Origin of the sequence: Streptomyces sp. NPDC048481 (assembly GCF_043200075.1) — a bacterium.
GTDB lineage: Bacteria > Actinomycetota > Actinomycetes > Streptomycetales > Streptomycetaceae > Streptomyces.
In genome coordinates, this window is the sequence record NZ_JBICXC010000010.1 from 214556 (window position 1) to 235553 (window position 20998).

General features: G+C 70.5%; 18 protein-coding genes and 1 pseudogene. 9 read left to right on the forward strand and 10 right to left on the reverse strand.

Going from position 1 to position 20998, the window contains the following annotated elements:
* Window positions 1-84 precede the first annotated feature (84 nt).
* On the reverse strand, window positions 85-918 hold the full coding sequence (locus ACGFSH_RS27260; protein WP_393353174.1) for a biotin/lipoyl-containing protein: 834 nt from the start codon (window positions 916-918) through the stop codon (window positions 85-87).
* Window positions 919-1253: 335 nt separating this feature from the next.
* Here ACGFSH_RS27260 and ACGFSH_RS27265 point away from each other — a divergent pair.
* Window positions 1254-1379 (forward strand): annotated as a pseudogene (locus ACGFSH_RS27265) (IS5/IS1182 family transposase); the annotation flags it as partial.
* 25 nt (window positions 1380-1404) lie between these two features.
* On the opposite strand, the gene ACGFSH_RS27270 reads toward ACGFSH_RS27265, so the two are convergent.
* Complete coding sequence (locus ACGFSH_RS27270) at window positions 1405-3351, reverse strand: NAD-binding lipoprotein (protein ID WP_393353287.1); 1947 nt, start codon at window positions 3349-3351, stop codon at window positions 1405-1407.
* Window positions 3352-3638: 287 nt separating this feature from the next.
* Between ACGFSH_RS27270 and ACGFSH_RS27275 the strand changes: the two genes are divergently transcribed.
* From ACGFSH_RS27275 to ACGFSH_RS27285, 3 genes are all read left to right on the forward strand, one after another.
* Window positions 3639-5666 (forward strand): flavin monoamine oxidase family protein, encoded by a 2028-nt coding sequence (locus ACGFSH_RS27275; protein WP_393353176.1) that lies wholly within the window; start codon window positions 3639-3641, stop codon window positions 5664-5666.
* 302 nt (window positions 5667-5968) lie between these two features.
* On the forward strand, window positions 5969-6919 hold the full coding sequence (locus tag ACGFSH_RS27280; protein WP_393353178.1) for an RNA-binding protein: 951 nt from the start codon (window positions 5969-5971) through the stop codon (window positions 6917-6919).
* A 602-nt stretch (window positions 6920-7521) separates the two neighbouring features.
* Window positions 7522-7911 carry a hypothetical protein gene (locus ACGFSH_RS27285; RefSeq protein WP_393353180.1) on the forward strand — a complete coding sequence of 130 codons (390 nt, stop codon included), beginning with the start codon at window positions 7522-7524 and terminating at the stop codon, window positions 7909-7911.
* 167 nt (window positions 7912-8078) lie between these two features.
* Here ACGFSH_RS27285 and ACGFSH_RS27290 read toward each other — a convergent pair whose 3' ends face one another.
* From ACGFSH_RS27290 to ACGFSH_RS27300, 3 genes are all read right to left on the reverse strand, one after another.
* A complete protein-coding gene (locus ACGFSH_RS27290) occupies window positions 8079-8618 on the reverse strand; it encodes an AAA family ATPase (protein WP_393353288.1) in 540 nt (179 codons plus the stop codon).
* A gap of 20 nt (window positions 8619-8638) precedes the next feature.
* Window positions 8639-9073 (reverse strand): DUF6042 family protein, encoded by a 435-nt coding sequence (locus ACGFSH_RS27295; protein ID WP_393353181.1) that lies wholly within the window; start codon window positions 9071-9073, stop codon window positions 8639-8641.
* Between the two features lie 288 nt (window positions 9074-9361).
* Window positions 9362-10405, reverse strand: a complete 1044-nt coding sequence (locus tag ACGFSH_RS27300) for a saccharopine dehydrogenase family protein (protein ID WP_393353183.1) — start codon at window positions 10403-10405, stop codon at window positions 9362-9364.
* 124 nt (window positions 10406-10529) lie between these two features.
* On the opposite strand from ACGFSH_RS27300, the gene ACGFSH_RS27305 reads away from it, so the two are divergent.
* Window positions 10530-11465 (forward strand): helix-turn-helix domain-containing protein, encoded by a 936-nt coding sequence (locus tag ACGFSH_RS27305; protein WP_393353184.1) that lies wholly within the window; start codon window positions 10530-10532, stop codon window positions 11463-11465.
* Between the two features lie 192 nt (window positions 11466-11657).
* On the forward strand, window positions 11658-11903 hold the full coding sequence (locus ACGFSH_RS27310; RefSeq protein WP_393353185.1) for a DUF2283 domain-containing protein: 246 nt from the start codon (window positions 11658-11660) through the stop codon (window positions 11901-11903).
* A 162-nt stretch (window positions 11904-12065) separates the two neighbouring features.
* On the opposite strand, the gene ACGFSH_RS27315 is transcribed toward ACGFSH_RS27310, so the two are convergent.
* Window positions 12066-12815: an NAD-dependent epimerase/dehydratase family protein gene (locus ACGFSH_RS27315; RefSeq protein WP_393353186.1), complete on the reverse strand. Its 750-nt coding sequence runs from the start codon at window positions 12813-12815 to the stop codon at window positions 12066-12068.
* Window positions 12816-13099: 284 nt separating this feature from the next.
* On the opposite strand from ACGFSH_RS27315, the gene ACGFSH_RS27320 reads away from it, so the two are divergent.
* The gene (locus tag ACGFSH_RS27320; protein WP_393353187.1) at window positions 13100-13531 is read left to right on the forward strand and encodes a DoxX family protein; all 432 of its coding nucleotides are present in this window, start codon (window positions 13100-13102) and stop codon (window positions 13529-13531) included.
* A gap of 294 nt (window positions 13532-13825) precedes the next feature.
* Here ACGFSH_RS27320 and ACGFSH_RS27325 read toward each other — a convergent pair whose 3' ends face one another.
* Entirely contained in the window at window positions 13826-15511 is a 1686-nt protein-coding gene (locus ACGFSH_RS27325) for a RecQ family ATP-dependent DNA helicase (protein ID WP_393353189.1), read from the reverse strand.
* A gap of 960 nt (window positions 15512-16471) precedes the next feature.
* Here ACGFSH_RS27325 and ACGFSH_RS27330 point away from each other — a divergent pair.
* Window positions 16472-16912 (forward strand): hypothetical protein, encoded by a 441-nt coding sequence (locus ACGFSH_RS27330; protein WP_393353191.1) that lies wholly within the window; start codon window positions 16472-16474, stop codon window positions 16910-16912.
* A gap of 209 nt (window positions 16913-17121) precedes the next feature.
* Here ACGFSH_RS27330 and ACGFSH_RS27335 read toward each other — a convergent pair whose 3' ends face one another.
* A complete protein-coding gene (locus tag ACGFSH_RS27335) occupies window positions 17122-18177 on the reverse strand; it encodes a zinc-binding dehydrogenase (protein ID WP_393353193.1) in 1056 nt (351 codons plus the stop codon).
* 100 nt (window positions 18178-18277) lie between these two features.
* Between ACGFSH_RS27335 and ACGFSH_RS27340 the strand changes: the two genes are divergently transcribed.
* Window positions 18278-19189 (forward strand): LysR family transcriptional regulator, encoded by a 912-nt coding sequence (locus ACGFSH_RS27340; RefSeq protein WP_393353195.1) that lies wholly within the window; start codon window positions 18278-18280, stop codon window positions 19187-19189.
* Between the two features lie 22 nt (window positions 19190-19211).
* On the opposite strand, the gene ACGFSH_RS27345 is transcribed toward ACGFSH_RS27340, so the two are convergent.
* Window positions 19212-19562, reverse strand: a complete 351-nt coding sequence (locus ACGFSH_RS27345; RefSeq protein ID WP_393353196.1) for a MerR family transcriptional regulator — start codon at window positions 19560-19562, stop codon at window positions 19212-19214.
* A gap of 39 nt (window positions 19563-19601) precedes the next feature.
* Window positions 19602-20555: an aldo/keto reductase gene (locus ACGFSH_RS27350; protein ID WP_393353197.1), complete on the reverse strand. Its 954-nt coding sequence runs from the start codon at window positions 20553-20555 to the stop codon at window positions 19602-19604.
* Window positions 20556-20998 lie beyond the last annotated feature (443 nt).

A 20998-nucleotide genomic window follows, 5' to 3' on the forward strand; every position in this document is an offset into this window, starting at 1 on the left:
GCGAGTGCACCGCCCACGGGCGGGGCGGTGGTCTCCACCGGGGGTCCTTCTCGTGAATGACGGCAGGCGGTGCGGGGTGGTGGGTCATGCGTCGGCGTCGATGACCATGAGGACGGCTCCGGCCGGCACCGTGTCTCCCGCTGCGACCCGCAACTCGCTCACCACGCCGGGGACCGGAGAGTCCAGCCCCAGCGAAATCTTGCTCGTCTCCACGTCCGCCACCGCCTGACCGCTCTCCACCCGGTCCCCCACGGTCACACGGATCCGAGAGACCAGCAGTTGGTCCTGGTCCCATTGCTCGCCCGGCGCCGGTGTCTGCGGAACCAGCACAGGTGTCGGACGCTCCGCCGGGAGCGGTGTCAGATCGGGTTCGATGAAGAGCAGAGCCGAGCCCACCGGCACGGTCGAACCGACTTGGGCACTGATGCGGACGATGGTGCCCCGTACGGGGGAGGTCATCTCCAGCTTGACGGAGACGGTTCCGCCCTGCACCGCGGTCGAGGTACCGATCTCCACCAGAGGCTGACCGCGTTCTGCATGCCCACCCGCGGACACGTGTACGGCGGAGACCGTCACCCGGTCCTGCCCCCACGCGGCTCCGGGGCCGGGTGCGTCCGGGACCCGCAAGGCCTTCCCTTGGTCCAGTGGAGGGGCAGGCGCCCCGGCGTCGATGATCATCAGGGTGGTCCCGAGAGGCACTGTCTCGTCCGGCCTGACTCTGACGTCGCTCACCACGCCTTGGACCGGAGAGTCCAGCTCCAGCGAGACCTTGTTCGTCTCCAGGTCTGCGACCGCCTGGCCGTGCTGGACCGGGTCTCCCACGGACACATGAATCCGTGAGACGAGCACCTGGTTCTGATCCCACTGTTCGCCCGGTGCCGGCGCTTGCGGAACGAGGATCGGTGTCGGGTCTCCCACTGGTCACCTCCGCACGAGGCCCTGGTGGCCTGCGAGACGTGGAGGACACCTGAGAGCCGGGACTACGCGGGGCGAGGCTACAAGCCGCATACATACCTGCCCAGGGCGACAGGCCTGTCGGCTGTGGCTCTCATCCCGACGGCGCAGTGTGCCCGGCCCATGTCCGGGGTGTGGCACCGGCTCGTGGTCGCGGTGGTGGCCAGTGGCGCCGGTTCCTGCGCCCGGTGCTGCGCGCAGCGGCGGGGGCCTGCGGAAGTGGCGTAGCACCGCATGGTCTCGATCCTCGATCGCCGCAAAGTGCGACGATCACGCCGGAAACGTCAACGACTCCCGTCATCCCCGAACCGATCGACCTGATCGACGGCCGTCGCCGCCGAGGCAGGAGCCTCTCCCGACTCGACCGGGCCGTCCACCGACGCCGCAACGTCGTCGGGCCGTGCTTCAACAAGCTCAAGCACCACGTTCGCGGCACTGTGTCCGACGTGATCACCCTCGGGTGGTGCGGCGAGGAAGCGGGAGCCCGCCGCTCCTGACGGCGCCCCGCCGTCCCTCCCCGGCGATGACGACCACCTCGTCGCCCTCGGACCAACGCCGTCGGTCCGCCTTGGGCGGATTGAGGCGCAGCCCGTACCCGGGGGCCCGGTGGGCGTCGGCGTGGCTGCGGTAGCCGACGGCGCACTCGCCCCGGGCGCGCGCCGCCGCGACGACCGTGGCGAAGGACGTCTCGTGGCCGGTGACGACGTAGTCGGCGGCCGGCCGCAGGTGGATCTGCGTGCCGCCGGCCGAGAACAGTTCGTCGAACACGTCCGCCAGGTGGTGGTTCTGGGAGATCTGCGCCATCAGCAGCCCGATGAGTTTGCCGCTGATGATCACGTCCGCACCGGGGCCGAGCGGTGCGAGGGGCCGGTTGGCGTCGTCGGTGAGCTCGGTGACCACCGGCAGCTCCCGGCCGGTGCGCCGTTCGAGGTGACGCAGGACGAGGAGGGTGACGAGCGTGCGGGTGTCCGGCTCCTCGGGGGGCTCACCGGCCGGTGGCTCCTGGCCGAGCACGATGACGCTGCCGTAGGAGCCGAGATCCAGACCGGCCAGGGTCTCGGGCCGGGTGGTGTCGCCCCTGAGGGCCACACAGGTCCAGCCGGAGCCCTCGCCGTTACCGTCACCGACGTCACCGGCACCGTCGCCGTCTCCGACGTCACTGTCGTCGTCGCAGGCGGCCCGCACCACGGCTTCGTCCTCGTCCGCCACCACGTCGGCCACCGAACCCGGGGGTGCGTTGCGGCCCCACTCCCGCAGGACGAGGGGTGCGCGGCGGTTCCAGCCCAGCACCAGCAGCCGCTCCGGCCGGGTGTCCGACGGCCGGGGGCCCGCCACGGACCGCTCGTCGACCAGCGGCGCGCAGTCGGCGAGTTCGGCGGTGTCGTCGTCGGCGGCGATGACGAGGAGCTGGTCGTCGGGTTCGAGCACCGTCCGCGCGGGCGGGTTCAGCCAGGGCACTCCGCCGCGGATCAGCCCGACGGCGCTGGCGTTGCCGTAGGAGAGCAGCGTGTCGCCGAACTCCCGGCCGGCCAGGGACGGGTGGGCGGCCGGGTAGAACTCGTCCCCGGCGAAGTCGAGCAGGTCGCGGTGGACCAGGGACAGTCCCGGGCGGCGCGCCGCCTGCGCGATCAGCCGGGCGGTGACGGTGTCGCTCTCCAGGACGACGCCCCGGGGCCCGGCGGCCAGGCGGGCCGCGAGCAGGTAACCGGTGTCGCGGACCGCCGCCACGACGGGCACGGCGACATCGCCCCCGCGCGCCGTCGCCCGCAGGGCCAGCAGCGCCTTGACGACGTCCGCGTCGCCGCGGGACGCGTCGGGCGGCAGCACGATCACCGAGTCGGCGGTGGCCGGACTGGCCAGCGCCAGCACGGCCGGGTCGGCCGGCGGACCGCTGCGGCAGATCAGCCGGGTCCGGCCGGTCGGGCCGACCTTGCTCTGCAGGGACTCCTCCATGGCCGTCTTGTCCCGGTCGGCCAGGATCGCCACGGCCGACCGCCGCTGGTTTGCGCCCGCCGCGACCAGTTCGCTCACCACCGTGAAGACCTGCTCCGACCAGCCCAGGACCACCACGTGGCCGCGCTCCAGAAGCTTGGAGCGGCCGCGCCGCAGGGCGATGAGCCGCTCGGTGAGCCCGGTCGTGATGAGACCGACGAGGGTCGAGACGTACACCAGGGCGACCAGGGCCAGCAGCACCGACAGGGCCACCCGGGCGGGACTGCCCGTGGTGCCGCCCAGCCGCATCGTCTCCCCGGTCAGGCGCCAGATCGCCGCCACCTTCCCGGAGAGGGTGGCGGGGGCGTGCCCGCTCGTCCACACCAGCGCCGCGCTCGCGGGGACGACGACGGCCAGGCAGGCCAGCACCAGCCAGCCCACCAGGGCCGAGGTGCCGCGCGCCATGGTCGTGTCGAACCAGTACCGCGCTCGGGCACCCGCCCCGGGCCGCTGTTCCACTGTGTTCCCCCTCCGCGCGCAGGTCTGTAGGGGGCAGTGTCCTGACCCGGCCTCGTGCGCCGGGCGGCACGGGGGCGCGATTCATCCCTTCGCCGTAATCGGGGGCAGGCGCCCGCCCCCGCGTGCCCCCGCGCACCCGGTCCGCACCGGTTTGAGCAAGGGCTTTCCCTCGTCCGTGGCAATTCACCACAACCCGGAGCGAACCGTTCCGGCGGGCCCGTAGAAGTTGAGCCATGACCGAGCATCACCAGGCTGACGCCGACCACGGCGGCCTGACCCGACGCACCCTCACGACGGCCGCGGGCACGACCGCCGTGGCCGCCTTCCTCAGCCCCGGCAGCGCGGCTGCCCTGCCCGCACAGTCGCCGCCGCACAATCCCGCCCCGGCGGCGGCTCCGTCCGCCGCGCGCGGCGCGGACTTCGACCGCTGCCTCGCCGTCGCCCGGGCCCTGCTCGTCGTCGACGGCGACGGCCGCCCCCTCGTCCCCGGCTACCGGCGCGTGCTCAAGGACGGCCTGCCCCGCACCCGGACGGCCAGGGCCAAGAAGGTCCTCGTCATCGGGGCGGGCCCGGCAGGCCTCGTCACGGCGTGGCTGCTCCGGCGCGCCGGACACCACGTGACCGTCCTGGAGGCCAACGGCAACCGGGTCGGCGGGCGCATCAAGACGTTCCGCCGCGGCGGCCACGAGAAGTCGGCGCAGCCCTTCGCCGACCCGCGCCAGTACGCCGAGGCCGGCGCGATGCGGCTGCCAGGCAGCCACCCGCTGGTGATGGACCTCATCGGCCAACTGGGCCTGAAGAAGCGGCCGTTCTACTACGTCGACGTGGACGGTCACGGACGACCCGCCGCGCACACCTGGATCCACGTCAACGGCGTGCGCATGCGCCGCGCCGACTACGCACGCGCCCCCCGGCGCATCAACCGCTCCTTCGGCGTTCCGCGCGCCCACTGGGACACGCCGGCCGCGGCCATCCTGCGCTCGGTCCTCGACCCGGTGCGCGACGAGTTCAGCACGCTCGGACCGGACGGGAAGCGCACCGACAAGCCACTGCCCGAACGCATCCAGGGCTGGGCCAGGGTGGTCCAGCGCTTCGGCGACTGGTCGATGTTCCGCTTCCTGACCGAGCACGCGGGCCTGGACGAGCGCACGGTCGACCTGATCGGCACGGTGGAGAACCTCACGTCACGGCTGCCGCTGGCCTTCGTGCACAGCTTCATCGGGTCCTCCCTGATCAGCCCGGACACCGCGTTCTGGGAGCTGGAGGGCGGCACGGCCGTCCTGCCCGACGCCCTGCTCGCCAAGGTCCGCGACACCGTGCGGTTCGACCGGCGGGTGACCCGGATCGAGTACTACGACCCCGCCCCCGGCAGGGCCGGCGGCGACACCCGCCACGTACGCGCCCGGGGCCCCCGTGTGTGGGTGGACACCGTCTCCGAGGGACGGGGCGGCCCGGTCGTGCGCGAGCAGTTCACGGCGGACGCGGCGGTGGTGACCGTGCCCTTCTCCGGCCTGCGGCACGTGCAGGTCAGCCCGCCGATGTCGTACACCAAGCGCCGGGCGGTCACCGAGCTGCACTACGACTGCGCGACCAAGGTGCTGTTGGAGTTCAGCCGCCGCTGGTGGGAGTTCGACGAGGCCGACTGGAAGCGGGAGCTGGGCCGCATCGACCCCGGCTTGTACGACGCCTACCGCGCCGGACGGACCCGGGACGACGGCCACCTGCTCGGCGCCCACCCGTCCGTCCCGTCCGGCCACATCACCGCCGGCCAGCGCACCCACTACGCCGCGAACCGCGCCGTCACCCGCGACCAGCCGGCCGCGGTCGACGCCGTCGGTGGCGGCTCGGTCTCGGACAACGCCAACCGGTTCATGTACCAGCCGTCCCACCCGGTGCCCGGCAGCGCCGGCGGGGTGGTCCTGGCGTCCTACAGCTGGGCGGACGACGCCCTGCGCTGGGACTCCCTGGACGACGAGGCACGCTACCCGCACGCCCTGTGCGGGCTCCAGGAGGTGTACGGCCAGCGGATCGAGGTCTTCTACACCGGCGCGGGCCGCACCCAGAGCTGGATGCGCGACCCGTACGCCTACGGCGAGGCGTCCGTGCTGCTGCCCGGCCAGCACACCGAGCTGCTCACGTCCATCCCGGCCCCCGAGGGGCCGCTGCACTTCGCGGGCGACCACACCTCCGTGAAACCGGCGTGGATCGAGGGAGCGCTGGAGTCCGCCGTGCGCGCCGCCCTGGAGGTCCACTCGGCGTGAACCACACCGGACGCCGCTCCCCCGCACGAGGGGGCGGCGCCCGGCGTCACGGCGACAAGGCGCTCGTGCGTCGGTTGTAGACGTCGACCTGATGAGGACGGCCGAAAACGGGCCGGGACGCTGCCCGCCTCAGGTCGTTCGGCCTTCGACCGTCTGGGATTGTGTTCGTGTCCAGGAGATGGTCGGTCATCGTCGGGCCTCCAACCCGTCGGTGCGGGGACTGTGACACTGTGACTCCCCGGTCGCGGGATCGTTGCCCGGATCTACGCTGAGCACTCCTTCAGCATCGTCCGAGGAGCATCATGCCGCCGGCCTTCGTCCACCGGATCACCAAATACGATCCCGCCGACCGCGACGAGCACGGCCGCTACACCGGGACCGAAGACACGATCAGCGATCACGGACCTGTCGAAGCGGCATACCTGGCGGCGATCGCCGCGTTCGCGGAGGCGTCGGACATCGACCGGTTGGAGATCTGCGACCCTGAGGTCACGGGGTTCGTCCACTTCGGCGGGGACCCCTCGGTTGCGGGGCACGGCCTCAGCGGACTCTTCCCGCCCGACCTCACCGGCTACCACGACGGAGCCGAGGTCTCTCTTCCGGTCGCCCTGGAACTGGTCCGTGCGATGCTGCGCGATCAGGGCGCCTGGTGCCGACTGGAGGTGGGGGATTTGTTCACCGTGCATGTCGGGTGGGACCAGTACGTGTACGTGGGCAGCGACCGGCCCTGTGCGGACGCCGTGGCCCGTACGCGGGAACTCGGCCTCTTCCCGGAACCGCTTGCGGCCTCGCCCTATGCGGCCCAGGCCGACGAAGCGGAAGTGACGGAGCCAGCCGACGAGCGCTTCTGGATACGCGTGCACACCGCGCTGGCTTCACGGCATGCGTTGCTTCTCGAGGAAGGCTACGTTCGCAACGCCGCACGCTGGCACCGAATCACGCCGGAGAACCTCGACACAGTGCGCGCTGGTCTCGGCCCGCGCGCCTTGCTGACCGTCTGGCCCGACCTGACCCCCGACGTCGGCGCCGTCCTCGCCGCATTGCCCCAGGAGGAATCCATCGAGTTCGTCTGGGAGGCGCAGGACGGCACGATCAGCCACGCGATCGTCGACGACACCGACTGCGAGGAACTCAGCGCCCACGTGGTCGATGCCCGAGCCGCCTGCGCGCTGCCTCTGTCCCTCGCCGAACGCCACCCGCTGCTCTGTGCTGCTCTCCCGGACACCGACGGCGTACCGCGCGCCCGGTGGTGACCCGTTTCGCACCCGGGCGAGCCAGCAGGCGCTGTGCATCGACGCTGTCCTGCTAGTCAGACGTACTGATCACGGCCACGCGTTGATGGCCACGACGGTGGGTGCGAACATGCCAGGCTCTTGAGGGCTCGGGCAGGGTGACGACGGTCAGTGCTACGGCAGTTGATCGCGCCACCGCAAGATGACCAAGGGTTGTGTGGACTCTTGAAGAGTCCCGCGCCGACTGGTGCCCGACTACCTGAAGACCGGCGTCGACAGGCCCGGCCTCTACGACGCACATCACCAAGGCGCATGCCGAACTCACCACCCCCTAGGACGCGTTGGTAGACCGGCGAGAGTCACTCCGTCCACTCGGCCCCGCTGGCCGACGGCCACCGTGGGCCCTGACATCCACATCAAGGTCGGCCGCAGCTTCTACGCCGTAGCCTGGAACGTGGGCCGCTTCCGAACTCCAACACAGTTGCCAGCTCTTGTCCCCGGCTGCACCAGCCGTCGGGGCTGCTGCCCCGAAGGCGTCCACGTCGTTCGTCACAAAACGCTCATGGACACCCTCGTTCTCGTCTCCGCAGGCACCCTTGGACCAACCCCACGAGGAGGAACCAGTGCCCTACCCGCCACTGTTCACGCCCGAGGAGAAGCTCGCCGCCGCGAAGAAGGAGCTCAGCCTCCCCCATATTGTCGCGATCTGCGGCTCCACCCGCTTCATGACCGAGATGACCGAGGCCGATATGCGGGAAACCAAAGCGGGAAGGATTGTCGTCAAACCGGGCTGTGACATGAAGTCGCCGCACGAACTCTGGTCTGACCCTGTCGAGGCCGAGGCGCTGAAGGTTCGACTCGACGATCTGCATCGGGCGAAGATCCGGCTCGCCGATGAGGTGCTCGTGGTCGGCGACTACATCGGAGACAGTACTCGAGCCGAAGTCGCCTACGCCCGGTCGCTGAGCAAGCCCGTGCGGTTCACGCACCCCGAAGTCGATCCTGACACCTGACCGCCCGCTCCCACACGCCCAACCGCCCGCCCCCCTGGACAGCCGGTACCGGCAGCACGCCCCTGACCGTCTTGCGGTGGCTTCGGCCGCTGCCCCGCCCCCGGAGTGCGCGTGGCGCTGGGATGCCAGGCCGCACCCCCTCTGGTGTGCGAGATGGCCTGGGGGCGTCAGCGGTCTATCGGGCGCACCTGGTCCAGGCCGCTCTCGCGCAGGATCTGCTGAACGCTCTCGTCCATGGTGCTGTCCGCGTCGATCACTGTCTCCAGGCCGCCGGACAGCAGGTCCTTCTCCCTGTACCAGTCGCGCAGGTGGACTTCGGTGACGTGCTTGAGGTATTCGGCATCGGGTTTCGTCGCGTGCCGCAGCAGCGTCTGCGTGTAGGGCACGTCGAGGTAGTAGCAGCGTGAGACGCCTCGGTGGGCGCGCATCAGGTTCGTCAGCATGGTGCCGTAGCGGTCGGCGTACAGGAGGCCCTCCACGACCACATGGAAACCGTTGTTCAGCGCGTAACGGGCGGTCAGGTCGATGAGGCCGATGTTGGCGCCGCCGGGGCGGTCGCGTTCACGCAGCACGATGCGGCGCAGGTTGTCCTGGCCGACGATCGCGAGGTTGCGGCCGAACTTCTCGCGCAGCCCGGCCGCGACGGACGACTTACCCGAGGCGCTGTTGCCCCGGATCACGATCAATCGAGTGTCTTCCGATCCCACCGTGCCCGTCAGGCTGTCCGTCACGCGCCGTCGTCCATGATGCTCAGCTGCAGCCGGTTTCCGTGGAGGTGGTCCCGCTTCATGAGCAGGCGGAAGCGCTGATGCGCCTCCTGACGTTCCGCGTCGGCCGGCTCCTGGCCCCGCTGCTCGCGGGCGTCCCCGGACCGCACGAGTTCTGCGAGGGCGACACGGACGTCTCCGGCATGCCGGCTCGTGGCGGCCGCCAGGCGGTCCAGGGAGGTGAGGGTCTCTTGCGGCTCGCTCAGGTCGTCGGCCAGATGGTTGATGAGCCCGTCGACGAGCGGGCCGGTGCGTAGCGTCTGGCTCGCGGTCCCGATCAGCATCGGCAGGGGGAATCCCTGGCGGGGCAGGACGTGGTCCCAGCCCGAAGCCCACCAGTCGTTGTGCATGGTCAGGTCCCGGCGCGGCCCGGGCACAGACAGGTTCTCAGTCATACGCAGCTCTTCCTCGACGAACGGTCAAACGCTCGCCGTCCAGTCTCGCGGCCTGGCTCGGCGAACGGCCGGGCCTGGAGGCCGTCTGCCGAGACCGTGCGACGTTGTTCGCCGAAGGCGCTTCCGTCGGTGCCCCGCAGGCCGTCCAGGTCGCGGACCGGTGGCGCCTCCGGCGCAACGTGAGCGAGGCGGCCGAACGGCCGCCGCCCAGCATCGCCGCTGCCTGCGAGCCGCTGTCCCTGCCGCTCTCGAACACGGGCCTGAGTCCGCCCCGGTTGGACGCTCGGGTCAGGCGTTCTGATTCTGCGGGTGCAGGTCGAGCGTGATGTGCGGGGCGAGCGCGCGCAGGAAGTCGGGGGCGTCGAAGATCTCGCCGGCGGAAGCGACGCCGACGGTCTTGGTGCGGCCGGTCAGGACGCGCTCGAGGGCCTCGGTCACGAGCGGTGCGGTGACGGCGTAGATGTCCTGGCCGCCGGCCGTGGCCCGGCGTTCGGTTCCGCCGGAGCGGACGACGACGTCGACGAGGAAGGTCTGGTTCGAGCGTCCGCTCTCGTCGGCGGCGGTCGGGGCCGGCGTGTCGAGGGCGGTGACGTCTCGGGCCGCCTCGGCGCTCATGTAGGTGGTCACGTCGGGGATGGAGAGGTGCTGCGCGACGGTGACGCAGTCCGCCATCGTGAACTCCCCCATCACCGGCCTCGGTCCCATCGGTTCGGGGAAAATCCACTCCGAGGTGGGAGCGGCGTCGGTGCGGTGCTCCCACTGTCCGCCGCGGTAGCGCAGGCGGTGGTCGCCGCGGCGCTCGCGGGAGACGGCGCCGGAGAGCCTGGTGCCGGCGGTGGGATGCCAGTTGCTGAGCGCGTAGGCGATGTGTGCCTCGTCGGCCTGAGTCCAGTCGTCCATGGCAGCGGTGACGAGCAGGTCGCCGAGTCCGCCGAAGAAGGCCATGGCCGGGACGATCACCGCCTGCGCTTTCCGGGCCCGTTCGCGGTACTGGGCGAAGGTGTCGAGGTTGGCCTCGAGTTCGGCGGCCACGTCCAAGTAGGGGATCTTCGCGCGGAGCGCGGCCTCGATGACGGGGCCGGTGGTCGACGCAAAGGGGCCGGCGCAGTTGATGACCGCCGCTGTGCCCGCCAGGGCCCGGTCCAGCGAGGCCGGGTCGTCGACCGACGCCGCCCGGGCCTCCAGTCCGTGTTCGTGCGCCATCTCCTCCAAGGTCTGTGCGTTGCGCCCGGACAGCACCGGGACGAACCCCCGCGCGACCAGCTCCGCGACCACGAACCGCCCGGTGTGACCGTAGGCGCCGAACACCGTCACCAGCTGACCAGACCTCATGAGACTCTCCCGTGTACTCGAACGCCCGCTCCGCGGTTGATCCGCTGCGGTACATGAGCATCCTGTCCCTGCGGCGGCACCCCGCACGAGCGTCGGAAACGACGTGCCGCGTACAGTTTCGGACATGCCTGTTGTCGCCATGGCCGTCACCGACGGAATGCTGCACTACGAACTGTCCGTAGCGGTCGAGGTCTTCGGGTCCGACCTGACCCACATCGTGGATCCCTGGTACGACTTCTCCCTCTGCGGAGACGGTCCCGTGCACGTCGGCCGATTCCGCCTGGACCCCGACCACGGGCTCGACCACCTCGCCCGCGCGGACACGGTGATCGTCCCCGGCTGGGCCGACGTCGACCGCGATCCGCCCGCGGAGCTGGTCGAGGCGGTGCGCGCGGCCCACGCGGCCGGTGCCCGCGTGGCCTCTCTGTGCACGGGCGCCTTCATCCTGGGTGCGGCAGGGCTGCTCGACGGCAGGCGTGCCACCACGCACTGGGGTCATACGCGAGAACTGGCCCGGCGCCACCCGGCGGCCACAGTCGATCCGGACGTCCTCTACGTCGACAACGGCGACGTCCTCACGTCCGCGGGCAAGGCCGCCGCGATGGACCTGTGCCTGCACCTGGTCCGCCTCGACCACGGCTCGGCCCGCGCCAACACGATCGCGCGACGACTGGTCGTCCCACCGCACCGCGACGGCGGCCAGGCGCAGTTCATCGCCACTCCCCTCCCCGCCCCGGGCAACCACCCCTTGGCCGACCTCTTCCCGTGGGCCCTTCAGCGGCTGGACCAGCCACTGACCGTGGAGGACCTGGCCCGCCAGGCCCGCATGAGCTCCCGTCACCTCGGCCGCCATTTCAGGCACCTCACCGGCACCACGCCCTTGCAATGGCTCCACACGCAGCGCATTCGCCACGCCCAGGAACTGCTGGAGACGACCGACTCCACGGTGGACGCCATCGCCGCGGCCACCGGCATGGGCACCGCCACCACCCTGCGCCGCCACTTCCACCGCAGTGTCGGCGTCCCGCCCGATACCTACCGCCGCACTTTCCGTCCCTAAGGGAACCCTCCCTGAAGGGAACCCTCCCTGAAGGGGCGCCAAGGTTCTGGCGGCCACGGCACTTCGCCGCAAGTCGTCAAAGCAGTCCTCGTCTTGCACCTCCCACGGCAGCACCGGCCTGAGGGCGTTTGCGGTCGGATGCAGGGACGAGGACGGCGCCGCGATCAACGACAGCAACGGAGCCCACTCACTGTGACAGACCTCAGAGTCACCTACGACGAGACCGCGGACGCAGCGTACGTATACCTCACGGAGCCGCAGGCCCGCGTGAGGTCCGCGCGCATGTACCCCTGCGATCCAGTGGACGTCGACGGCATGATCAACCTCGACTTCGACGAGGGTGGCCGTCTTATCGGCATCGAGGTGCTCGCGGCCAGTTCGAAACTGCCCGAGTACCTGCTCCGGTCCGCGGAGCGACTGGACACCGAAGGCGCATGACCAGTCGAGCACCGCGCTCGCGGCAAGCACCTGAGAGTCACGACCGGGGGTAGCACGTCGAGCAGTCCGTCGCCGGCGTCGCCGAAGAACTGGTAGGCGCGCACAGGAACACGGGTCACGAACCTGCTGCGTGCGGAAGTTCGCGTGCGGCGGCTGTACGCGTCAGGGCCCGAGGTGTTCGAGGGTGAACTCGGGCTCGGCATACATGCCGGCCTGGGCCGCTGCCGGATCGGCCGGAAAGTCCCCGGGGATGTCCGCGGCGTGATCTTCCGCGTTGTCGACGGGGACGTAAGCCAGTTCCGACACGTCAGGCAGTTCCCAGAAGCGGCGGGCGTTGGCGGAGACGGCATACGCCGTGGCGAAACGAGTGGAGGGCGGTGCGGCCAACGCCGCCCGGATGTAGCCGACGGCGTCGCGCGGACTCAGCCAGGTCGCCAAGTGGCGTGATTCGGTGGGCTTGTGCTCAAAGCTGCCGATGCGCAGGCAGATCACCGACAGACCGAACTTGTCGGCGTACAACTGCCCGAGCGCCTCGACGGCCACCTTGCTCACCCCGTAGAGACCGTCGGGGCGTACCGGCTCCTGTGGGCCGGTGAGATGTCCGACGGGGTAGAAGCCGGTCACACGGTTGCTGCTCGCCAGCACCACCCGCTTGATTCCCGTACGCCGCGCGGCCTCCAGGACGTGGTGTGTGCCCAGCACATTGGCTTCGAGCAGGTCCGGCAGAGGAGCCTCGTCCGGCACACCGCCCAAGTGCAGCACGCGGTCGATCCCCGCGAGGGCTGCTGCCACTGCGTCGGCGTCTCGCAGGTCCACCGTGTGCACGTCTTCGTTCTCGGCGTCCGGGCGGAGCGGTAGGCGGTCGAGCAGGACCAGGCGTGCCGCCTCGTGTCGCAGCGCCTCACGCGCCACTGAACCGATGGCACCCGCCGCCCCTGTCACCGCTACAGTTCCCAGACTCACTGCTCTCCCCCTGGCGTCGGCGTCCGTAGCATCTTCGCGCGCGTTGATCTGCTCATCAAGGCGGTGGGGTGCGGTCGGGGTAGCGAGGGACCGTCCGGTAGGGGGAGGCGGGGCTGGTACCTGGGGCACGGGCAGTTCGCGCTGTCGGACCGATGAGTTTCGTCGCGACACCTGGTCTATCCCTGTGACTGCGGCACGTACCGCTCATCGACCCGCGAGCACAGGAGATCCCGATGTCCGAGACCACCGCCCCCGTCACCTCTGTCGCCCCCGCCGCTCGCGGTCGTCGTGCGCGGATCGCGCTGCGCACCGTGCAGGTGCTGCTCGCCCTCTTCTACGGCATCGCCAGCGCCCTGCCGAAGCTGATCGCGAACTCCTACGCCGTCGACTCCTTCGAGCGGATCGGCTGGGGCGCCACCGGCATGTACGTCATCGGGGCGCTCGAACTCGCCGGGGGCATCGCCCTGTTGATCCCGGTGCTGCAGTCGGCGGCCGCGGTCGCGCTGAGTGCGCTGATGGTCGGCGCGTTCGTCGTTCAGATGGTCGTCTTCGACGGCGAGAACGCGGCGACACCGCTGATCCTCATCGTGCCGCTCGTCCTGATCGCCTGGGTGCGACGGAGCTCGATCAAGGACTTGCTGCACCTGGTACGCCGTCAGGTGTGAGTACTTCACGGGAGACGGGGCGTCCGGGCTTGCCGGGCGCCCCGTCGCGTTGCGGTCAGTGCCCGTGCCGGGCGTGCGTGAGTGGTGGGAGCGTCAGCGGTGCCCGGCGCGTACCTCGCTGCGCTCAGCGATTCAGCGATCAGCGATCAGCGATCAGCGATCAGCGGGATACAAGGTCCACTCCCCCGCCCCGACGACCCACGGGGCCGGACGACCGCAGGGCGTTGCAGGTCCCCGAGCGGGGACCTGAGAGGGCTGTGCGACCCGTGACTCGCCGGCCGAGCGCATCACTCATCACGCATCAGCCAGCAGGTCGCTCTCCTCGACGGCCGGCAGGGACAGAGTCTTGTAGCCGACCTGCTCGAACAGGACGACGAGGCGGTCATCGTCCACCCGCATGACCGTGCCCTCGCCCCATTCCGCGTGCCGGACCCGGTCATTGGGCTCGTACGGCGCACACGACCCCGGTGCGGTCGCCGGTTCATCGTGGCCGGTCCCCGCGCCTCGGTCGCACACGTCGCAGTGACCGCACGGCCCGTCCAGCTGTTCGCCGAAGTACCCCAGGAGGTATTGCCGACGGCAGGACGGCGTCTCCGCGTAGCCCCGCATCATCTCGATACGCGACCGGTCCATGCGGCGCGCCCGCTCGAACACCTCCTGCGCCCGTTCGACGGGCTCGCGTGCCGTACGGCCGGGAACAGCCCGCACGGCGCGACGCCCGCCCTCCACGGTCACCGCTCCGGCCTCTTCCAGAAGGCTCAGCAGATCGGTGGTCTTGCGGCGCGACAGCCCGGCCAGCTGCGCTACGCGGCTGCGGCTCTGCGGGACCTCCTGGCCGGCCAGGGCGGTCATGATCCGCTGCAGCGCGTCGCTGTCGAGGCCACGGGCGGTGAGGAACTTCTGCAGTCCCAGATCCTCGGGGCGGTAGAACAACATCGCGCGGGCGGGTTCTCCGTCCCGGCCGGCGCGCCCGATCTCCTGGTAGTAGGAGTCCAGCGCCTTCGGGACGGACGCGTGGGCGACGAACCGGACGTCGGGTTTGTCGATGCCCATCCCGAAGGCGGAGGTGGCCACGACCACGGCGGGGGCACCGGCCATGAAGCCGTCGTGGATCCGGCTACGGTCCGCCGCCTTCATCCCCGCGTGGTAGGCCTCGGCGTCCACGCCGTCCTGCCGCAGTCGCTGCGCGTAGGCTTCGGCGTCCTTGCGGGTGGCCGTGTACAGGATGCCCGGAGCGCCCGCTTCGGCCGTCCACCGCGAGACCGCCTCGCGTTTGGCCGCATCGTCGGTGAAGGTGCGGACGGCGAGGCTGATGTTGGGCCGGTCGGTCCCGGCCGTCACCATGTGGGCGTCACGCATGTGCAGGTGCTCGACGATGTCGGCCCGGACCGGGGTGGCGGCCGTGGCCGTCAGGGCGAGCACCGGCGGGCGGCCCAGGCGTTCGGCTGCCTCACCCAGGTTCAGGTAGTCCGGGCGGAAGTCGTGGCCCCATGTGGAGACGCAGTGGGCCTCGTCGACGACGAACAGCGAGGGCTTCAGCTCACGCAACCGCGCCACCACGTCGTCCTTGGCGAGCTGCTCCGGCGAGAGGAGCAGGTACTCGGCATCGCCTTCCCGGACTGCTCGCCAGCCCTTGTCCACAGCCGCCTCGGACTGGGCGGAGTTCACCGCCACGGCGTTCGGCGCCGCGCTCTCGCGCAGTCCCGTGACCTGGTCCCGTTGCAGCGCGATCAGTGGCGACACCACGACGGCAGGTCCGCCGAGCACGACGGTCGCCACCTGGTAGATCGCCGATTTGCCGGACCCGGTGGGCATGACGACCAGCACGTCACGTCGTTCGAGCAGCGTGCCCATCGCCTCGATCTGTTCGGGGCCCAGGTCGTCGAAGCCGAAGCGTTCCCGGGCCACCCGGCGCAGCTCCGCGAGCCGCTCATGTCCGTCCGTCCTCCGGTCCAGCACTGTGTGCGCGTGACGGATCATGGCTTGCCCGGCCCGTCCGCCGCTTGCTTCGCCCGCTTCTTCGGTGCGCGTCTTCTGTACGCGACGGTGACGGTCAGCGGCTGCCGCCCTTCTGTCTTCGGGCACGAAGCCTCCTCCCGGCCCCCGAGACTCTCTCGCGAGCCAGCCCCGGGTACCCCTCTGGGCTGCGGAAATGCGAAGCTTCCCGGCCGGTCGGCCCACGTGCTGCCGCGATTGCGCCCGTCGGGGGAGGGCCCGGTCGGAGCCTCGTTCACGGCGAGGTCCCGGCCGCCGCGCTTCCGTCCGGATCCGGCCGCGCGCCCGCGGTCTCCCGGCCGGCGCCATGCCTCACGTGGACGACAGTGGCGACAGCGCGCGGAGGGCGACGTCCCGCGATGCGAGGTGGTGTCCGCCGCGCGTGCGACCTGTCCGCGGGCTCCGTGCGTCGCCCGGACCACCCTGGGAACTCGGTCACCCGCAACGAGTACCACCGACCGGAGGTCCCGCCATGCCCGTGCGCGGTCGCCGGCACACCGTTGCGACGGCCTTCGTGGTCTGTGCGGACGCGTGATCAGCGACTCGTTCGGCCCTTCGACCCCCTTCTTGAGCGATACGACGGCGCGCTGGTGAGCCCTGACGACGAAACATCCACCGCCACGGTCCAGCGATGACGTCAACGGCGTCACGGCCGCGAGGACGGCGGCAAGGATCTGCCTCACGTGCCGTCGGCAGCCCACCCGACCACGACACGACGACCGAGCAGTCACGACGCCGCGAGCGCCGCGCCGGACAGGCCGCTCGCGGACCCGCACGCGCGTGCCGATGCGTGGCGTCGCCGCCCTAGCACACGGCGACCGGGGTGTCACTCAATTCGAAGAGCACCGAAAGGGATGCCTGTTCGTGTGCTCCGAGGGCTACGTTCACGACTGCTCCGAGGAGACACCTGAGGGGCCGAAGACCGAACCAACAGGGGGAACGTCGATGTCGTATCGCCTCATTCGTCGAACGCTCGTGGGGCTGCTGGCCGCAGTCGGCATCGCGGCAGGAGGCACAGCGGCCGCCACCGCCCAGGCACGGACCACCGAGGTCGCGTCCTCGCCGCAGGCTGCCACCGGGCACACCGCCGTGGAGCCGCAGGCGTCGCTCGCCGGCCTCAAGAAGGTCTGGCTGAGCACCGTGGTCACCCAGTGGACGCACTTCGCTCCGGAGCCCTCGACCCACAGCCACGCCGGAACTCTCTACATCGGGAGCAACTACTTCTACTGCTGGACCGAGGGCGCGCAGTACGCAAACAACGGCCACAGCAGCCCCATCTGGCTCCTGACCGACGACGACAGCGGCAACAAGAACGTGTGGGTGAGCGCCGTCAACCTCACCAGCATCCAGTACTACGACCTGTTCAACCTGCTGCGCCGCTGCTGAAAGGCAGCGCTGCCGCGCGCCGATGCGGTCCACATGCAAGATCGCGTTCATGATCTCGCGCAGCTCATGCCCGAGCGGGCGACCGATGCTCAGCGCATGCCGGCGCCGCCCGGCCCGACAGGTGCTGGGCACCGGCTCGAGCCCTGGCCTTTGTGACGGCCACGTTGGGGTGCTCCCACTTGACGGCCACTCCATTTGAGTAGCTGTACTCAGGTGTGCCGCTGTCCGTCCGCTCCAGCATGGTGGGTCGCGGACGGGGCTTCCGTGCGGTCTCGCACGATCATTTTGCCGGTATTCTCGCCGCGCAGCATGCCCAGGAACGCCTCCACGATACGGTCGAAACCGTCAACCACCGTCTCGTCCAGCGCGAGCCGGCCGCTCTGCAGATGCGGCACCGCGAACGCGTGCAACTCCTCCTGCAGTGCCCGGTAGTTGCTGACCAAGAAGCCCTCCATGCGGAGGCTCTTCTCCACGATGTCTGCGTAGTTGAAGCACGGCGACGGCGCGCCGGGGGTGTTGTACTGGCTGATCGTGCCGACGCGGACGATGCGCCCGAAGGCGCGCAGCGCTCCCACCGCCGCGGCCAGCTGCTCGCCGCCGACGTTGTCGACGAACACGTCGATGCCGCCTGGCGCCGCCTTGCCGAGCAGGTCGGCGGCGGGCCAGTCGTGGTAGTCGAAGACGGCGTCGGAGCCCACCTCCCGCGTGAGGTGGGCGGCCTTCGCTGCCGAGCCCGCGCTGCCCACGAGCCGTCCGGCGCCGAGCAGTCTGGCGAACCGTCCGGTCGCCGTGCCGACCCCGCCCGCCGCTGCCGACACGAACAGATCCTCGCCCTCCTGGAGCCGAGCGATCCGGGTGAGGCCCACATAGGCGGTCAGGCCGGTGCCACCCAGGGTGCTCAAGTACGCGGTGAGGGGCACCCCTTCAATGCGGGGCAGCTTCCGGATCTCCTCGGGCGTGACCACCGCATGCGTGCGCCAGCCCTGCCGGTGGAACACGATCTCGCCCTCGGTCAGCCGAGGCGTGCGTGAGGCGATGACCTTTCCGATGGTGCGGCCCTCCAGCGGTGCGTCGAGCGCGAAGCCGCCGGGCACGTCGTCCATCATCTCGCGGTGATACGGGTCGACGGACCAGTAGAGGTTCTGCACGAGCGCGCCGCCTGCCGCGGGCTCGGGAAGCGGGGACTCGACGAAGGCGAAGTGCTCGACGGTGGGAAAGCCGTGGACGCGGGCGATCTGATGCACGGTGAGCGCGGTCTCGTTCATGACCGGACCGTAGGGCGGGAATGCCCCACCCGGGCAGCCGGTTGGGCTCATGCGGCGGACCGTTCCATGAGCAGTTCTCATATCTTGAGGTGAGCGCCCCGTGGCACGCACAACCGACTCCGATCTCGCCCCGCACGAACTGCGCGTCGTGGTCGCGGTCGCGGACACCGGCGGGTTCTCGGCCGCGGCCAGGACACTCGGTCTGACTCAGTCCGCGGTCTCCCACTCGGTACGCGGCAGCGAGCGCAAGATCGGTGCCGTGCTCTTCGACCGCGGCCGTACCGGCGCCCGTACCACCCCCGCCGGAGACAAGGCCGTGGCGTACGCTCGCCGCGTCCTGCGCCTGCTGGACGTCCTGAACGCCGAGGCGCGCGGTGCAGCCCTGCGTGACGCGGCGGAGGGGCCGCTGCGCATCGCGGCCTTCCGCAGCGCGGCTCTTCACCTGCTGCCGCCCGTCCTTCAGCGGCTACGGGCCCGGCATCCCGGGATCGAGCCCCGGGTGCGGATCGTACGCGAGGTGGGGCGCGGCACCGCGGGCGAAGTGGCCGACGGAAAAGCCGACATCGCGATCGCGACACTCGGGGGCTCCGTGCCGCTTCCACCGGGTCTGGTCGCGAGCGGGCTCCTTGAAGAGCCGTATGCCCTGGTACACCCGACGGGTCACACCGCCCCGCGCTCGCTGCCGCTGGTCGACTGGGCCGAGAATTGTGGCTCGTACACCCGCGACTGGTGGGCGGCACAGGACTGGATCCCGGAGGCGACCGTCGAGGCCGACGATGACGGAGCGGTGCTCTCCTTGGTGAGCGCAGGTCATGGAATGGCGATCATGCCGGCGCTCTCCTTGGTCGGAGCGGCGGACTCGGTCGCGATCACTGATCTCGGCGTCGAGCGCCCGACACGCCAGGTCGGCTACGTCACCATCTCCGAACTGGCCGGATCCGCCGGCGTGCGCGCCTTGGTGAGGGAATTGCGGGCACGGTCTGGCAACGTAAGGACCGTTTCACATAGGTGAGTTGAGCGCGGGGCCGTGGCGCTCAGCTGTAGTAGGCGATCTTGTCGTCGAGGACCTCCAGGGCTCGGCGCAGCGCCGTCACCCGCTGTTCCAGGGCGGCACGGCGCTCGCGGAGGAAGGTGACCCGTTCCTGCGCAGAGTGCTCGGCGCGCAGGATGGCGACGAACTCTCGCAGGTCCGCGATGCCGAGGCCGGCGTCACGAAAGCACGTGACCAGGCCGATCCAGAAGAGGTCGTCCTCGGTGTACTCCCTGCGCCCACCAGGAGAGCGCCGGATCGGTCCGATCAGCCCTTCGCGCTCGTAGTAGCGCAGTGTGTCGAGGGAGACGCCGGTGCGGTCGGCCGCCGCCGCGGGGGTGATGAGGGTGGTCACAAGGCTCCTTGTCCGACCGCTGCTGTCGGGCCTGCGCTGCTATCGCGCCTCGGCGAAGCGCGCCAGGTGCTCGTCGTCCAGCCGCACTTGACGTGCGTCGAGTGCCTCTTCGATCTGCTCCACCCGGCTCACGCCGACGATGGGGTCGATGCCCTGTCGCATCAGCCATGCGAGGACGACCTGGTTCCTCGTGGCCGCCAACTCGCCGGCCACGCCGTCCAGAACCGACAGCACGCGGGTGGTGCCAGGGTGATCATAGGTGGGCGGAAGCGGCTTGTCTGTGCGCACGTAGGAGCCCCACATCAGCGAGCTGTAGGACCACAGGGTGAGCCCTTCCGACTGCGCGTAGTCCAGGTCCTCTTCGGCCATGAGGCGGTGCCCTCCCTCAGCGAGCGGGGTGAGCGGGCGCGGCTGGACGAGTGAGTGGCGCAGTTGCAGGGCCGTCCACGGTTCCACGCCCTGCTCCCGGGCGAGCGAGCGGGCGCGCTCCACGCGCCAGGCAGCATGATTCGCCGCCCCCACCCGCAGAGCCGTTCCCTTCGTGACCAGCTCGCCGAAGGCAGCGACGGTCTCCTCCAGCGGCACAGTGCGATCCTCGGCGTGAGCCCAGAGGAGATCGACGTGTTCGACTCCGAGACGCCCCAGGCTGCCCTCGACGCCGATGCGCACGGCGGGGGCGGAGAGTCCTTCTGCGCTCTGTGGCCAGGAGTGCGGAACGAGCGGATTCTGCCGGACCTTCGTCGCGATCCGCACCGCGTCCCGCGCGCCGGGGCGGGATCGAAGCCACGCGCCTATGACCTGCTCGCTGGCACCGCCGAGGCCGCTCGGATCGGCCCAGAAGGAGTAGCAGTTCGCGGTGTCGAGCCAGACACCACCTCCGTCGACGAAGGAGTCGAGGATCGCGAAGGCTTCGTCCCGGCCGACGCGGGTGCCGAAGTCCATCGTGCCGAGGACGATCTGGGAGGCAGTGGGGTTGGAATCCATGCCCCCCATCCTCAGATCTGGAGCGCGCTCCAGGTCAAGTGCGCGCGGCGAGAAGATTCGGGACAACCGATGAGACCTGTGGCCCGAAGAATGCTCCCTTCCCCCTGTGAGCCCGCGAGGCCGTCTCCCCGGGCAGGAGTTTCTGCGAGGCGACCTGTAACCCTGTGACGTGGCAGGGAGCAGAGGTCGTTGTCGGGCGTCGGGGCCGCAGTGAGGGCGGCGGCGGTAAGCAGCCGAGGCTCGAAGCCTCACCAGCTCACCTCCTCAATGCCGTTCGTGTCGGGGGGCCGAGTCCATCCGGCGCGGTCCTGGGGTGCGATGGGTGCCGGCCCTGGAAGTGCGCCCCGTGAACCTGTCGGCAAGGTGTCGACGCCGCGCGACCGACAGCAGCTCCGGCCCGTCTTCGAATCGCCGTGCCGTCGCGACGGAGAGGCTCGCGGAGGCAGTGGCGC